Annotated in this window: 14 protein-coding genes and 1 pseudogene; 4 read left to right on the top strand and 11 right to left on the bottom strand. The window is 42.9% G+C overall.

Annotation, left to right across the window (positions count from 1 at the left end):
• Positions 1–50 precede the first annotated feature (50 nt).
• Positions 51–1,216 (top strand): IS3 family transposase gene (locus tag OEG80_RS00740; protein ID WP_263241287.1). Its coding sequence is split into 2 segments (ribosomal slippage): positions 51–309 and positions 309–1,216, totalling 1,167 coding nucleotides; the frame shifts between segments, so codons are not numbered across the junction.
• On the opposite strand, the gene OEG80_RS00735 is transcribed toward OEG80_RS00740, so the two are convergent.
• Entirely contained in the window at positions 1,204–1,608 is a 405-nt protein-coding gene (locus OEG80_RS00735) for a hypothetical protein (RefSeq protein WP_263241285.1), read from the bottom strand. The two genes, OEG80_RS00740 and OEG80_RS00735, sit on opposite strands and share 13 nt — an antisense overlap.
• Positions 1,609–2,087: 479 nt before the next feature.
• Between OEG80_RS00735 and OEG80_RS00730 the strand changes: the two genes are divergently transcribed.
• On the top strand, positions 2,088–2,342 hold the full coding sequence (locus OEG80_RS00730; RefSeq protein ID WP_263241284.1) for a porin family protein: 255 nt from the start codon (positions 2,088–2,090) through the stop codon (positions 2,340–2,342).
• On the opposite strand, the gene OEG80_RS00725 is transcribed toward OEG80_RS00730, so the two are convergent.
• The 7 genes from OEG80_RS00725 to OEG80_RS00695 form a co-directional block, all read right to left on the bottom strand.
• The gene (locus OEG80_RS00725) at positions 2,339–3,217 is read right to left on the bottom strand and encodes an IS3 family transposase (RefSeq protein WP_327108128.1); all 879 of its coding nucleotides are present in this window, start codon (positions 3,215–3,217) and stop codon (positions 2,339–2,341) included. The two genes, OEG80_RS00730 and OEG80_RS00725, sit on opposite strands and share 4 nt — an antisense overlap.
• A complete protein-coding gene (locus tag OEG80_RS00720; RefSeq protein ID WP_263241283.1) occupies positions 3,217–3,528 on the bottom strand; it encodes a transposase in 312 nt (103 codons plus the stop codon). The genes OEG80_RS00725 and OEG80_RS00720 overlap by 1 nt, the downstream gene beginning before the upstream one ends.
• 53 nt (positions 3,529–3,581) lie before the next feature.
• The gene (gene ccmI / locus OEG80_RS00715; RefSeq protein WP_263241282.1) at positions 3,582–4,406 is read right to left on the bottom strand and encodes a c-type cytochrome biogenesis protein CcmI; all 825 of its coding nucleotides are present in this window, start codon (positions 4,404–4,406) and stop codon (positions 3,582–3,584) included.
• On the bottom strand, positions 4,403–4,885 hold the full coding sequence (locus OEG80_RS00710) for a cytochrome c-type biogenesis protein (protein WP_371532842.1): 483 nt from the start codon (positions 4,883–4,885) through the stop codon (positions 4,403–4,405). Before OEG80_RS00710 ends, ccmI begins: the two co-directional genes overlap by 4 nt.
• Before the next feature lie 83 nt (positions 4,886–4,968).
• On the bottom strand, positions 4,969–5,631 hold the full coding sequence (locus tag OEG80_RS00705; RefSeq protein WP_084387320.1) for a DsbE family thiol:disulfide interchange protein: 663 nt from the start codon (positions 5,629–5,631) through the stop codon (positions 4,969–4,971).
• Entirely contained in the window at positions 5,632–7,680 is a 2,049-nt protein-coding gene (locus OEG80_RS00700) for a heme lyase CcmF/NrfE family subunit (protein ID WP_062844959.1), read from the bottom strand.
• 120 nt (positions 7,681–7,800) lie between these two features.
• A complete protein-coding gene (locus tag OEG80_RS00695; protein WP_007394844.1) occupies positions 7,801–10,002 on the bottom strand; it encodes a heavy metal translocating P-type ATPase in 2,202 nt (733 codons plus the stop codon).
• A gap of 142 nt (positions 10,003–10,144) precedes the next feature.
• Between OEG80_RS00695 and cadR the strand changes: the two genes are divergently transcribed.
• Positions 10,145–10,555 carry a Cd(II)/Pb(II)-responsive transcriptional regulator gene (gene cadR, locus OEG80_RS00690; RefSeq protein WP_007394845.1) on the top strand — a complete coding sequence of 137 codons (411 nt, stop codon included), beginning with the start codon at positions 10,145–10,147 and terminating at the stop codon, positions 10,553–10,555.
• Positions 10,556–10,703: 148 nt separating this feature from the next.
• Here cadR and OEG80_RS00685 read toward each other — a convergent pair whose 3' ends face one another.
• Together OEG80_RS00685 and OEG80_RS00680 are read right to left on the bottom strand one after the other, a co-directional pair.
• Positions 10,704–11,426 (bottom strand): CHAP domain-containing protein, encoded by a 723-nt coding sequence (locus OEG80_RS00685; RefSeq protein WP_045448103.1) that lies wholly within the window; start codon positions 11,424–11,426, stop codon positions 10,704–10,706.
• Between the two features lie 798 nt (positions 11,427–12,224).
• Positions 12,225–12,869, bottom strand: a complete 645-nt coding sequence (locus tag OEG80_RS00680; protein WP_007394850.1) for a DUF411 domain-containing protein — start codon at positions 12,867–12,869, stop codon at positions 12,225–12,227.
• A 239-nt stretch (positions 12,870–13,108) separates the two neighbouring features.
• On the opposite strand from OEG80_RS00680, the gene lnt reads away from it, so the two are divergent.
• Complete coding sequence (gene lnt / locus OEG80_RS00675) at positions 13,109–14,677, top strand: apolipoprotein N-acyltransferase (protein ID WP_007394851.1); 1,569 nt, start codon at positions 13,109–13,111, stop codon at positions 14,675–14,677.
• Between the two features lie 140 nt (positions 14,678–14,817).
• Here lnt and OEG80_RS00670 read toward each other — a convergent pair.
• Positions 14,818–16,042, bottom strand: a pseudogene (locus OEG80_RS00670) (IS3 family transposase).
• Positions 16,043–16,106 lie beyond the last annotated feature (64 nt).

The following is a 16,106-nucleotide window of genomic DNA, read 5'->3' as shown; positions in this document are numbered from 1 at the left end:
AAACCGTATAACTAAACTTGGTAAACTAAGCATATTAATCGGAGTTTACCATGACCAAAAAAATCAGAACTTATAGCACAGAATTTAAAGCTGAAGCCGTTAAGAAGATAGCAGACAATAACGGCAACATCTCATCGACCGCAAAGCAGCTTGGCATCGCCATGCAAACCTTATCTAATTGGCATAACAAAGCCAATCAAGGCAAGCTTGTCGGCACAGAGCAATATGATCCTGATCTTATGAGTGCTCTTCAAGAAATAAAGCAGCTCAAGCGGCAGATCAAAGTTGCCGAAGAGGAACGAGAGATACTAAAAAAGGCGACGGCGTACTTCGCGAAAAACAGCCCGTAAAGTACGCCTTTATCAAAGACAATCAGCAGATATTTAGCATCACTACTATGTGCCGTGTATTAAAGATTAAGCCATCGAGCTACTATGACTGGATTAGTCGTGACATCAGTGATCAGCAGATACATCGCAACCAGTCTGAATTACTGGTTAAAGCGGCTCACAGTGAAACGAAAGAACGTTATGGCGTAGATCGACTGCATGCTCATCTAAGCGAGCAAGGCCACAACATTAGCCTGTATATGGTCAGAAGCATTAAAGAAGAACATGGCATTAAATGCCGTCGCCACAAGCGCTTTAAAGTGACCACCGACTCTAATCACAACAAGCTGGTTTATCCAAACGTGCTGGATCAGAAGTTTGATGCCAATCGTCCTAATGAGTCTTGGGTCAGTGACATTACGTATATCTGGACCAATGAGGGCTGGTTGTATTTAGCTGGAGTCAAAGATTTGTACACCAAAGAGCTGGTCGGGTATGCGATCAATAAGCGAATGACAGCAGATCTAGTATGCCGTGCACTCAATATGGCAATCAAGAACAAACGACCTAGCAAAGGGCTAATAGTTCACTCTGACAGAGGCAGCCAATATTGCAGTCATGCCTACCACAAGATCATCAAGCGACATCAGTTTGCAGGCTCAATGAGCGCTAAAGGTAACTGCTTTGATAACGCACCTATAGAGAGTTTCTGGGGCGTATTAAAGAATGAATTAGTATATCACCAAGACTATAAAACAAGATTTGCAGCTATCAGCGATATCATTGGATATATTGAGTTGTACTACAACCAAACTAGGATTCAAAAGAGCTTGGGCCATAAATCGCCAAGACAGGTGTGGTTTGATTATTATCGTCAAGCTGCGTAATTAAATTTCCCAAGTTTAATTGTACGGATTTGACGGCAGGGGTCACGTTCTTTATCCAGCGTTTTGTTCAACTGTCCTATCTGCTGCTGATAATTTTCAATTAACTTCTTTTGATCGTTTACCTGTTCGCTAAGATGTTCATTCTTGAGCTTTTCAAGTGCTAATAGGTGTTCAATGTCTGTATTATACTGAACACTTTGACTGTTCAGTGGTGTACTTTGAACAGTGTCCACTGAACGTTCAGTACGTTTTTTAGAAATTGGCTCACCAAACACGCGCAACATTTCTGAAACGTCTATTTTCTTGTCTGTTGTTCTGGATAGCTCACCATCATTGACTTTCTGATAGATAGTGGTTCTTGATACACCCCATTCCTTTGCCGCTTTTGTCACCGATATGTTCATTATTCACCTAGTGTTCAAGTACGTTTTTAAAGACTGTACAGTACAACTGTACAGTACAACTGTCCAGAACGTTCAGTGAACAACTATGGCACTAATCTACCTATGAGGCAAATCATAATTCCCTGTAAGAGATTAAGCTCAAAACTACTAGGGGTCTCATCGAACTCTATTGATGATACAAGTCTAAAAAAATGAAAAATCTATCTACATTGAAAAACAGGTATAAGAAATAGGTGGTGTGTCAAACAGTATGCTGATTTAAATTTGAACAATTTTTGAAGCCTTGAAAGGACTGTAGAATCAGAGAACTTATCCTAGATTTCTTATTTACCTTTATCGCCATAATACTTTTTAGAACACCACTCAAAAAATATCATAATTAAGTTGTTTATATATCATAGTAATATTTGATTACTATTCTGTTACAATAGTTTTTCACTTAATCAACAAAGTTTAGGATGTATGTAATGGGTATTTCACAAAAAGCAGTATTGGCTTTATTAGTTGGTTGTTTCATGAGTGCTGGTGCGCAAGCAGCTGTTTCTTATGGCGATGGTCAGCCGTATGTTGGTGCTAAAATTGGTCAATTCATGATTGATGATGGCGATAGTAATGATAGTTTTGATGATGCGACAGCATTTGGTGTTTATGCAGGTTATAACTTCACACCACAATTCGGTATGGAAGTAGAGTATGTAGGTTCATCTGTAGTGGTCAACTAATTTAGGACACCTGATAAGAGGTTTTTATTAAAGTAGCGTTTCTCTTTTTCTAGCGGTGTTAAATAATTGTTGAAAGTATGTGGTCTCACGGTTTGATAATAGCCCCAGATATAATCAATAATGGCACTTTTAGCCTCAGCGATATTCTCATAGCCATTCTTTGGCATCCACTCCGTCTTAAAGCTCCTGAAGAAGCGCTCAGTTGGGGCATTATCCCAACAGTTACCTTTTCGGCTCATACTTTGCATCATGCCATTACAACTAGCAACGGATTCAGCAAATGTCTTACTGGTGTAATGGGTTCCCTGATCAGAGTGAAACAGTACTTCACTTGGCTGTAAGCGCGTCTGATACGCCATCTGCAGTGCTTTAGCGGTCAGTATGCTGTCGGGTGAGTCTGATATAGCAAAGCCCACCACACGCCGAGCATATAAATCTAAAACGACAGCTAAATAGCACCAGCCGCCTTTGATGCGAACATAAGTGACATCGCCCGTCCAGACTTGATTGGGCGCTGATGGGCTAAAGTTTCTATTTAAGATATTGTCATGCGTTTTATGCACCTCGTCAGCGTGCTTGTATTTGTGCATCTTCAATTGACAGCTTTTAAGCCCCATTTGCGCCATGAGATTCCCTACCATATAGCGTGTCAGCTTGATGCCATGTTCATTCATCAGTATGGCGGCAGTGCTGCGAGCGCCTGCTGAGCGCTTTGAGTCGTTAAATATTTGGCGTATTAATGCTTTGGTTTTTACAGTGTCAAGGCTGATGGGCTTGAGCTTTATTCCATAGTAGTAACTACTCTTCATCACGCCAAACAGCTTGCACAGAAGGCTTTTATTGACCTGTTTGTCTTGCTCTGCAAGCTGACTGATTAACGATAGCCGTTCAGGCTGTCCAAGGCCAGCAGAGCGGAAGCCTTTTTTAGAATGTCGCGCTCCATAGTCAGCCGTTTAACCTGCTTGCGCAGTTCTTGGAGCTCGCGCTGCTCATCTGTTAAGGCGTTGCCGACTTTAGGTGCTTGGCCAGTCACTTCTTGACGGTACTGACTCAGCCATTTCTGCAAGGTGGATTTACCTACCCCTAATGAATCGGCCACGTCAGGTATGGTGCGGTTGTGGTCAACAACTAAGCTGATGGCTTCTAATTTGAATTCTCGGGTGTATTGGTTGCGTTTGTTGGTCATACTGTTTTCCTTCTTTGGGTTAGTATAAACCTCTTAGCAACTGTCCAAGTTTATTATGCCACTACAATCCAACCTTGCGCTTGGGCAAAGTTACTACTACGAGTCTCACCCATTGCCATGAGCATTTGAGCCCGTTCATGCTGCGGATTCTTAGCTAATATAGCTTGTAATACACGGCGAATATTGGCGTCTAACTGACCTTCATTAACAAAAAAACTAGTCTGAGCATAAGTAGTAGCAATCTCCTCGTTATCAGGTGCTAAACGATAGGCACGCGATAAGGCTTCTAAAGCAGAGCCAGTCGCCTCCATCGATAAGAAAAGCTCAGATAGGCGCATCCAGCGATTAGGATCATCAGCGTTACGATGGACGTTGGTCTGCATAGCGCTAATCAACTGACGACCGTTTTCAGTCGCCCACTTTGGTGGCTTATCAATCTTAGCCGTCAATAGGTCATCAGCCACTTGTCCTACTTTGTCCTCGCTTGTCCACGAATCAAACACGGGCGTACGATTGCCTATTAGTAAGTACGCCATTGCAGCCAATATTGGGATCCAAGCTGCGACAATTAAACGGCTTTTGACATCAGGGGTGACCATAGGTGTTATCTGACGCTGCGCATCTAATAGCTGACGCTCCAGTTCCAGCTTTTGATTTTGATAATGGCTATTATTAATAGTACCGCTGTCTTTATCTGTTTGTAGCTCAGCTAAACGTTCGCGAAATACTGCAACATTAATATCTAGCAGTTGATTGTCTATTGGTTTGGACTGCAAACGCGGTGCTCGTAGCCATGGCATAATAGCAATTAGCGCAAATATAAGAGCAATCAGCAAGCTTAGAGCTACAAATAAGCCAAAAGTAGAAAATAGAGTCATTTTTTGTCCTCTATGCTAGTAATATCGTGGTCGACATTCTCAGCTTGCGATAATAGACGATCAAGCTCAGCCTTTTCCGCAGAGGTCAAGGCAGCAGTACTGTTCACTGTAACGCCGTTTTGGCCACGGGCGACAACTTGGCGGCGTTTACTTTGCCAAAACCAACCAACAATTAAGACGAGCAATAATAATGGTGGAAAAAACCATAGGATCCATGTCGATGGTCGCATAGGCGGCTTGTAGCTAATAAAGTCACCGTAGCGCTCTTGCATATAGGCGCGTATTTCAGCATCACTACGTCTATCTTTAATTAAATCATAGACTTTTTGCTTTAGATCCTGTGCAATCGGTGCATCAGAGGCTGCAAGGTTTTGATTTTGGCATTTTGGGCAGCGAAACTCTTCTATTAATCCACGATACTGAGCTTCTTGCTGTGGTGAATCAAAATCGTATACGTCAATAGCTGCGTTTGCCGTCATGTTAAGCAAACACGCTAGTATTAAGCTTGCTAGTTTTAAAATTATATTGAGTTTTATTTGAGGAGCTCTTATTCGAGTAACGTTCATTTGCACATCTCCTCAACCTGAATGAGATCAGGACTATCGTTGTTCTTATTAGCCTCATTAAGTACGGTCAGGCACGGCTTAACACGCTGTTGCCAATTGGCTTCATTAATCTCACCAACAATATGCTGACGAATGATGCCATCTCCATCCACAACAAAGGTTTCGGGCGCACCAGTTATGCCTAAGTCTAGAGCAAACTGACCCAATGAATCCTGAATAGACATAGAAAATGGATCACCGCCTCGGTTTAAGTAACTGAGCGCATTACCAATCTCATCCTTATAATTCACACCAACGATATCAACGCCGCGCTCTTCTAGTTGCATTAAAAACGGATGCTCAATAATGCAAGTTGGGCACCACGAGCCCCAAACATTAAGTAAAAACGGCTTATCTGGCAAATTATTATTGGTGATAGTACGGGTAGTATCTGCTAATAACGGCAGCTCAAAGGCAGGAACCGGACGCTCAAGAGCGGTATTGGTCACAATGTCTGTTGGTTTACCTAAGCGCATGTACAATATAACTACCAAACCAAAAAAGAGGATAAGCGGAATTAAGAACCATAGCTTCATCTGCTTTTTTTTCATTGCCTTTGGGTTACGCTGCTTACTGTTTTGGCTATCTTTTTGCTCAGGAGTGTTATTCGACATAGTCATTTACTTCTCCTTTAGTGTCGACATCGTCGATACTGAGATTGCCTGCTCAATAGCTACCTCATTGACTCCATAAGTAGCCAAACTACCAGTAACTAGCAACGGAGCTTTAATTTTTTTGATGCGGTATCGTTTATCAAGCATACTAATTAATCCACCTAGAGCCATGATAATTGCCCCTAACCAAATCCAGCGAATTAATGGTTTTACATAAATCCTTAATGCCCATTGGTTACTACCATCGGCAATAGGTTCGCCCAGTGCGACATAAACATCGCGCATAAGACTGGGGTCAATAGCAGCTTCAGTTGTTGGCATCGTGCTGATAATATAAGTACGCTTTTCTGGAGTCAGTTTCGCCACTTCACGACCGTCTTTGGATACCACCACTTGCGCTTGCGTTGCATCAAAGTTACTACCCTTTATTTCAAAAAATTCAGTTACTTCAAAATCGTAACCTTGAACATTGACTGTATCGCCAATACCCATTGCTACGTCACGCTCAATACTCAGGCTACTAGTAAAGGCTATGCCAATGACAGCAACCAATACGCCAATATGAGCAGTCTGTTGACCCCAATAGCTCAGACGCAACTGCCGCAAACCGTTAAAAAGATTAGGCGCATTCTTAGTTTTATCTTTAAAATCAACTGCCATCCATAGCAGTGCCCAAAAGCTAACGGCTAAAGTCACACCAATATTAAGCATAGACGATGGATTAACAAAGTAAGTAATAATGGCGGCTAATACTAAGCTACTAACGGCGATGACCATGCCTATACCCAGTAGTGGACGGGTGTCTTTTTTCCAGCGAATATTTGAGCCCATACCCATAGCTATTAATAACAGCCACGTTAAAGGTACAAATAATGCATTAAAATAAGGAGGGCCAACGGACACTTGTCCTAAACCAAAAGCATCAGCGATAATAGGGTAAAGGGTGCCGAGCAGCACCACTAAGGTTGCAATCAAAATGATGGCGTTGTTGATCACTAAAAAGGACTCACGTGAAATCAGCTGATATTGACTTTCAACGGTTAAACGCCAACCTCGAACGGCAAACATTAATAGACCACTACCGATGATAATGCCAAGAATAGCTAAGATAACCAAACCACGCGTCGGATCAGCGGCAAACGAATGCACTGAGGTAAGGACTCCAGAGCGTACCAGGAACGTGCCAAGCAAGCTTAAGGCAAAGGCGAAAATAGCCAGCATGATGGTCCATGCTTTAAACACCCCGCGCTTTTCAGTGACTGCTAATGAATGCAGCAATGCTAAGCCGACAAGCCAAGGCATAAACGAGGCATTCTCTACCGGATCCCAAAACCACCAACCGCCCCAGCCAAGCTCGTAGTAGGCCCACCACGAGCCCAGTGCAATACCAATGGTCAAAAATCCCCAAGCCGCGAGCGCCCATGGACGTGACCAGCGTGTCCAAGCAGCATCTAAACGCCCTTCCCACAATGCCGCCATACAAAATGCAAAAGGTACTACCATACCCACATAGCCCATATATAACATGGGCGGATGAATAATCAGACCGAAATCTTGTAGGACAGGATTTAAATCAGCGCCATCGACCGCTAGATTGGGTAAGGTACGCTCAAACGGTGACGAGGTAAATATCAGCATCGTTAGCATCATTAACTGTACACCGGCCAAAATAACTAATACCCGCGCACGCATTGATAACGGCAAGCCGCGACTAAAGTATGATACCAGTGCACACCATGTGGCCATGATGGTCATCCATAGCAGCAAAGAGCCCTCGTGTCCGCCCCATGTCGCCGATAACTTATAGTACCAAGGCAACAGCGTATTAGAATGCTGCGCGACGTAACTGAGGCTAAAATCATTATAATAAAAACCTGCTATCAAAGCGCCAAATGACGTTATCATGGCGGCAAACTGTGCCCAAGCTAGGCTAGGGGCTAGTCGTTGCCAAGCAACTTGGTTACGAATAACACCAATAGTTGGCAGAATTACCTGCAATAACGCCAGTACAAAAGCGGTAAGCAAGGCAAAATAGCCCAATTCTGTAATCAACATACGGTCTAACCTTATTTACTCTAATGCGGTTGCAGTTTACTGTGGCGGTGGAATTTTTATTATTAGAACCCACCCCGAAATCTGCTGCTATCTCTAGTTTTTAATTGATTTCGAAGGGTTTTATTTAACTACTTTAGGCGGATTTACCAGTGGAGGCGCGCCTTTAAAGCGCAGTAAACGTAACGCATTAAGAGTAACGATCACTGTTGCTCCAGCATCAGCTAGAACCGCAATCCATAGTCCAGTAATGCCGAATATGGTCGTGATCAGAAAGACGCCTTTGAGACCTAAAGCGAAAATGACGTTCTGATGAATGTTGCGCATGGTGGCACGTGAAAGTGCGATGAGATGAGCCATGTCCGTAACACGACTTTTTAATAATGCGATATCGGCCGTCTCAATGGCCACATCGGTACCACCACCCATCGCGATGCCAACATCGGCAGTTGCTAGCGCTGGCGCATCGTTAATACCATCACCAACCATCGCTATTTTGCGGTTGTTCTTCATCTCGTTAAGCAGGCGCAGTTTGTCCTCAGGCAACAGCTCAGCTTCCCATTCCACGTCTAAATTACTGGCAAGTGCTTGAGCGGTTAAGCGGTTGTCGCCTGTTAGCATGACGGAGCGCACACCCATCGCTTTGAGCTGAGCCACACCTTCATGAGCGTCGTCTCGTAATTCGTCTCTTAGCGCGATTAATCCAAGCACTTCACGGTTTTGCTCATCGAAAAGAACAGAGACGGTCTTACCCTCATTTTGCAGCGCCTCAATTTGCGCCTGTTGTGTGGATGAAATCAATGCCTCATCGGCTGCGTAAACAGGCGAACCGATAGCTAGCGCGCGCTCCGCGACAGTTGCGTGTACCGCTTTACCGGCAGTTGCAGAAGCATTGAAGGCCACAGGTATGAACACTTTAGCAGCTTCAGCATGACTAACAATGGCTTCAGCAAGCGGGTGACTAGAACCAGTCTCCACACTGGCAAAAAGTGCCAATATCTCATCTTGACCTTGAGAATTCTGACCTTGAATACTTGAGTCCTCTTGTGTAAAGGCAACAACATCGGTCACGCGTGGTTTGCCTTCAGTTAAAGTGCCTGTCTTGTCAAAAGCGACCGTCTTCACTTGGCCGATAGTTTCTAAAGCACTACCGCCTTTGATCAGCAAGCCACGGCGCGCACCAACAGCAAGACCAGAGGCGATGGCAGCGGGTGTTGATAGTACAAGAGCACAGGGACAGGCAATCAGCAACAGTGCTAGACCGCGATACAACCAAGTCGACCAATCTCCACCCATGGCTAACGGTGGAATGATAATAATTAGTGCGGCAATAGCCATCACTGCCGGTGTGTAATAGCGACTGAATTTCTCAATAAAACGGGCAGTGGGTGCTTTGGAGGCTTGGGCTTGCTCTACCAGCTCAATAATGCGCGAAATGGTGTTATCGGCGGCTGTCTTTTCTACGCGCACTTGGAGCACACCATCGATGTTAATTGACCCTGCAAATACATTGTCACCCATCGTCTTGGCAACAGGAACAGACTCTCCCGTCACGGGCGAATCATCAAGGCTGGACGCACCTTGAACAATGGAACCATCAGCAGATACCCTATCTCCAGGACGCACCAGCACAAGGTCATTCACTTGTAATGAAGTCGCTGGAACGTTACGCTGCCCACCTTGAGCATCAAGTAAAATTGCACTTTTCGGAACCAGCGATGATAAGGCTCTGATGCCAGCGCGAGCGCGATCAGCAGCGATACTCTCAAACAGTTCACCGATTGAGAACAAAAAGACAACCGCTGCGGCCTCTTCAGCTTCACCAATGATAAGTGCGCCAAGCACGGCGACGGACATCAGCGTTTCAATTGAAAAGAATGAACCTGTTTTAGCCAGTGCTAAGGCTTTGCGCGCAAATGGAAAAACGCCTACAATCACAGCGATGGCAAACACCCATATCCCATAAGCGGGCAACAGTAGTGACAGTGCATAACCGCTGCCCATCAAAATACCGAGGCCAACAACCTGTTTGCCTTTTTGAGTTTGCCACCATTGCTTATCCTGCGGAGCCATCTGATTGTCGCTGTCAATATCAATAGCCGATACAGTTTGTTGACCAGTATTGGCAGAGATGCCGAACCCTAGGCTTTTGATTGTTTTTTCGATATCACTAGCCTGAGTCGGCGCACCAGGGGCTAAATTTAGCTCTAGCGTTTCTGTAGCGAAATTCAGCTGAACATCAGAAACCCCAGGCATACGTTTCAAAGCTGTTTCAATCTTGCCGATGCAACTGGCACAGTCCATACCTTCAATATGATATTTCATAATAATTTACCCTTTGAATAATGATATTATGAACCCTATAGTGGCTTTAGAGTCAAGGTTATTTATCTACAGTTTCGTAATTTTAATTTCTCTAGCGCTAGTCTTTACAGCCACTTTAATTATTTAAATCATAGAGGTTGTTATGACAATCAAAATTGGTGAGCTCGCTAAACGCACAGGTGCCACAGTAGAAACCATTCGCTATTATGAAAAAGAGCGTTTATTACCCGAGCCTTTTCGTAGCGAAGGGAATTATCGTTTATATAATGAAGAGCACATTGAGCGTCTACAATTTATCCTACATTGCCGTACGCTCGATATGGCTTTAGATGATGTGCGAATCTTACTTGAATACTGGGAGTCGCCTGACAAGGACTGCGGCGATGTGAATAACTTGCTAGATGAGCACATTCATGCTGTGGAAATACGAATGGAAGAACTGATGCACTTAAAGCATCACTTGACCGTTTTGCGCCAGAAATGTGCAAGTAGTGCACCAGCGTCATCATGTGGCATTTTAAACGCGCTTGTCGATAACTCCTGTCATGAGTAATGATATCAGTAGTGTTCATTTCTGACGGATCAAATCATGAAAGGTTAAATACGCCCTGATGTTAAGCACAAAAAAACCCAGCAATGATATTAAGATCACTACTGGGTTGGAGAAAAGCAATAAATATGTTGTGCTGACTTCTCAGGTCTTATTTATCATTCATAGCAAGGTAGATATTACGATCTGATGCGGATGCGTCATCCACATATTTTGAATCACGCCATGTCGTATAAGCATAGACACCACTGTATGGGCTGATACTGTTCTGACGGAAGTCAGAAATCCAATCTGTACCATCGAAAATTTGAATATGGCCATGTGGACGCTTTGATGAGCGATCATAGACAATAACATCACCTACTTGGGTTGGCATATCATTGCTGATTTTGCTGAAACCTGCTTTCTCAAGTGTGCCACGAGTAGCGTACTGATAGGCTGAAGGATTTGGAGTGAACTCATAACCAGCTGATTGTAGTGCTTTACGTACGTAACGGGCACAGTATCCAGAGCTGCTAGATAGAGCCACTCGTGAAGCGCGAGCAGCAGCGATAGCGGGTGCTGAATTGCTATCAGGGATAGTATTGACTTGCTGCTGTTGTCTTTCAGCATATAAGCGGCTACTTGATAACGAAAGCTGTTTCTCTTTTTGTTGAGCCTGCGCACTTAAGTTGCTAATTGCTTGACTGATTTCATCATTGCTAGAAACATAAGCACCACTTTTGGTGCTATAAATATTTTTTGACGAACTGTAGTTTGATGCCGCAGAAATATTGGTTATATTATTACTTGTTTGAAAGGTCGTTACAGCAGCAGTACTCGTTTGTGCTATGCCCATACCCAGTACTGACAAAATCAATAAGGCCTGTTTCATAAATCTAATACCTACGGTTAATTCAAAATGGTCTGTTATCAACAACAGCGCAGTCAATTAAATCTCAATAACTCAAGTATATATATGTCATAGTGACTGATACTTCTGCTGCATATTATTCATATAAAAAATGATTATTGGCGATCACAGCTCATTGAAGTCTTACGAAGCTGTTACAAATCAAGCTGCTGACCAAAACACAAAGCCGACTTTAGCATAGGTTGTTTAGCCTGTCATTCCCCTTAAAAACCCCAAAAATACTTTTTTGATGTCGAAAAAATTGCTAATATCCCACATTTTACAATGTAAGTTTGTGTAACATGTACAGAATATAGCTGACTAGATTGACCACAATTTCTACTGTTTTATAAGCAAAAAAAACGTCTGAGGGTTAAATCTATAATTTAGATTTAACCCTCAGACGTTTTTCTATTGGATGAAGTAATTACCCTATATAGGGTCTAACTAATTATTAAGATAATATAATTAATTTATAATATTAATATAGATGCTAATTCCCTACTAGCTTATGTAATATTACGTAATTGTTTCGATACATCCTGTATATTCTTGTATTAACCCTTAGTCATTTATCTATTTTAAGGGTTAATAACCGATAAATTCGCTTACATTGTCATCAAAAGTTACAAATTCAAAGTTATTTTTAATTTTAAAGTCGCAATAGCTAATGAATTTTTTGATGAAGAATCATTTTATAAGCAATAGAACAGTCTTATACCTACCTCATTTACTTTTAACGCTAACACTATAATCAAAGTATTCTTAACTGCTAACACACTATAATTGCTGCTCTACCGATTCAATATCAGCATAAACTTGGGTTGTCCCGTCTTTATTGAGCTGCATAACCTGATAGGGCATGAATTTATTTTGATACTCCATACCTGGGCTACCAATAGGCATGCCAGGTACGGCAAGACCCATAGCTTGTACTGGCGGATTTTCTAAAAACTGCGCCATATATTTAGCGGGTACATGACCTTCAAAGACGTAACCATCCGTAGTGACTACAGTATGGCAAGAACGCATTTCATTTGGAACGCTGTAGCGCTCTTTAAATACGGCTAAGTCCGCAACATCTTGCGCGGTTGCACTTAGACCATTATCTTCTGCATGACTTATCCATTCTTTACAGCAGCCGCAATTGGCATCTTTATAGACAGTGGCTGATACGTTTTTTAGTAAGTCTGGTTTACTTACTGATGTCATCATAGAATTATTTATAACGTTTGGTTCAGCTGTCTTTGGAACAGCCAAAACATCTTCAGTTGATGCCGATGTTGTGCTTGCATCAGATACGCCACTACTCGGTTGGCTACAAGCAAATAGTGATGAGGCAGCCAGTAATAATAACGTACTACGCAACCCCTTAGACAGATAACGATTGCATATAAGACTGGATTTTATTTTTAAGGGGGGCATAGTGCTTTCTCATGTACTGTAGATATTGTGAGCTATAGAAGATCAAGTAACACTTCATATCGTTTGGTAATGTAGCATAATAACCCATTAAACGGAGTACGTAAATTCATCCATTGAGCAGTGCAGGCTGGTATCATAAGCAGTTTTTATTTTAAAATACTGCCTGTAGTATTAACGGCTCTATCTAAGTTTTGGATTTTGATTAAAAATTCAAGGCTCATAATTTTGGATAATTTGCGATGCGCCTGTCTACTATTAATCTACAAAAGCGTTTGAGTACTCACTTAAATCAATTACCGCTATCGCTTACGCTAGTAGCAGCATGGCTTGCAGGAGCTATTTTTTTATTTTCGCTAGCGCCTTATGGGTTTTGGCCGCTAGCAATAGTATCACCAGCGATTTTATATGCGCTGTTGGTGACAAGTATGAGTGGTCGTCGCGCTTTTATTATCGGTGAAGCTTACGGTATGGGGCTATGGTGCGTCGGCGGCTTTTGGCTCTATACTGCTATCCATGATTATAGCGATACACCAACGTGGCTCGCATTGATTATGATTGCATTGATGGGTCTCGGTATGGGACTATTTCATGGATTGTTAGCACTAGTCTTTAACCGTATGGTAGGCAAACAACCCTTTTCATTTGCTGCTCTTTGGGTGCTACAAGAATGGTTAAAAACTTGGTTATTCACAGGCTTTCCGTGGCTGTTTGTTGGTTATGCATTTACTGAAGAGTATTGGTTATCGTCCTTAGCACCCGTTGCTGGTGTTTTTTCCGTCTCTTTTGTTGCCATACTATTGGCTGCAAGTTTAGTAGAGCTACTGCTTCGGCGCAGTAGTTATGCCATCGTTTCTGTACTGTTATTAGCCATTAGCACATCATTATGGCTGGTCAATCCGCAATGGACAAAACCTAAGGGCACACCTGATCTGTCAGTGTCATTGATTCAAGGTAATATTTCACAAGATATAAAGTGGCTGACTAAGTATCAAGTAGAAACGCTAAAGATTTATGCGAAGTTAACACGCACTGAGTGGGGACGTGATGTTGTGGTGTGGCCTGAATCATCTATTCCTATGTTTCAGGATGAGGCTGCGGGCTTTATTAGTGAAATGATAGAAATGGCTAATGCGACCAATACGACATGGATAACTGGTATCCCTTATAAGGATAAAGCGGCATTCAATGCCAGTACGGATAAGTATCCCCCATTTTACAATAGCGTGATTGCTCGAGGTGTAGAAGCGGAAGGCCTATACAAGAAGCAGCGTCTAGTGCCTTTTGGAGAGTATATTCCATTTGAAGGCGTGCTCGATATTTTCCCAAGTTTGGCCGGTAGTCAGGATATTAAGAGCTATAGTCGTGGTAGTGATCAGCAGTCACCTCTAAAGGTGCGTGGACACAATATAGGGACGGCTATCTGTTATGAGGTAGCTTATCCAGATACCACGCGTAAAAATGCCATCGATACTGAATTTTTGTTGACCGTCTCTAACGATGCCTGGTTTGGCACTTCAGCAGGACCATTGCAACATTTGCAAATGGTACAAATGCGCGCGCTTGAGAACGGGCGCTGGTTTATTCGAGCGACCAATACTGGTGTTACCGCTATCATTAACCATAAAGGTCGTATTGTAAAACGCGCACCGCAGTTTGAGCGTACTGTACTACGTGGTGAGATACAGGCACGGGTTGGTAACACGCCCTTTATGCTTATGGGAAATTATCCTATCTTGATAATAATAACCTTGTTATTACTACTAAGCTATTTTGGCAAAGGTCTAACCACACTTAGAAGACGAGGGTAATAGTAAACTTAATCATAATAATTTAATCAGTGTAAGTTTTTTATTTTTTCTAGGTAACGTCCTAACGCACGTAAATATAAAAGTTTTAAACTATTGACCCCTGCCGTCAAATCCGTATACATAAACTTGGGAGATTTTAATTACGCAGCTTGACGATAATAATCAAACCACACCTGTCTTGGCGATTGATAGCCCAAACCCTTTTGAATCCTCGTCTGATTGTAGTACAGCTCGATATAACTGATAATATCATTGATGGCTGTGAACCTTGTTTTATAGTCTTGATGATATACCAGCTCATTCTTTAATGTGCCCCAGAAGCTTTCTATCGGAGCGTTATCGAAACAGTTGCCTTTGCCGCTCATTGAGCCTATAAATTGATGCTGCTTAATGGTCTTGTGGTAGGCGTGACTGCAATACTGACTGCCTCTGTCTGAATGAACGATTAGCCCTTTGCTTGGACGTTTATTCTTGATGGCCATATTTAGTGCTTTGCAAACTAAATCTGCGGTCATACGCTTGTTAATAGCGTAACCGACAAGCTCTTTGGTGTATAAGTCTTTGACCCCTGCTAAGTACAGCCAACCCTCATTCGTCCAGATATAGGTGATGTCGCTGACCCACGACTCGTTAGGGCGCTTAGCATCAAACTTCTGATCCAGTACGTTTGGATAGACCAGCTTGTTGTGATTGGAGTCGGTGGTGACTTTAAAGCGCTTATGACGACGACATTTAATGCCGTGTTGCTCTTTGATGCTTCTTACCATATACAGGCTAATGTTATGGCCTTGCTCGCTTAGATGAGCATGCAGTCGATCTGCGCCATAACGTTCTTTCGTTTCATTGTGAGCCGCTTTAACCAGTAATTCAGACTGGTTGCGATGTATCTGTTGGTCGCTGAGATCACGACTTAGCCAGTCGTAATAGCTTGATGGCTTAACCCTTAACACACGGCACATAGTGGTGATGCGAAAGAGGAACTGGTTGTCTTTGATAAAGGCGTACCTGACTAACTGTTTCTCGCGAAGTACGCCGTCGCCAACTCGAGCATAGCTCTCCCCTTGCGTCGGGGCGAAGCAGTGCTTCGCTTTATCCCTCCTCATTTAGTATTTCGCGTTCCTCTTCGGCAACTTTAAGCTGTCGCTTTAGGCGTTTTACCTCTTCAAGCGCACTCATAAGTTCAGGGTCATACTGCTTTGTTCCTACAAGCTTGCCTTGATTAGCTTTGTTCTGCCAGTTGGATAGCGTTTGCATGGCGATGCCAAGTTGCTTTGCGGTCGCTGAAATATTGCCGTTGTTATCCGCTATCTTCTTGACGGCTTCAGCTTTAAATTCGTCACTGTAGGTTCTTACTTTCTTGGTCATGGTAAACTCCTGTCAATACGCTTAGTTTACCAAGTTTATCTCTACGGTTTCTTCAGCATAGCTC

The sequence above is a fragment of the Psychrobacter sp. SC65A.3 genome (genome assembly GCF_025642195.1).
GTDB classification, from domain to species: domain Bacteria; phylum Pseudomonadota; class Gammaproteobacteria; order Pseudomonadales; family Moraxellaceae; genus Psychrobacter; species Psychrobacter cryohalolentis.
This window is presented reverse-complemented; position numbering and strand designations above follow the sequence as displayed.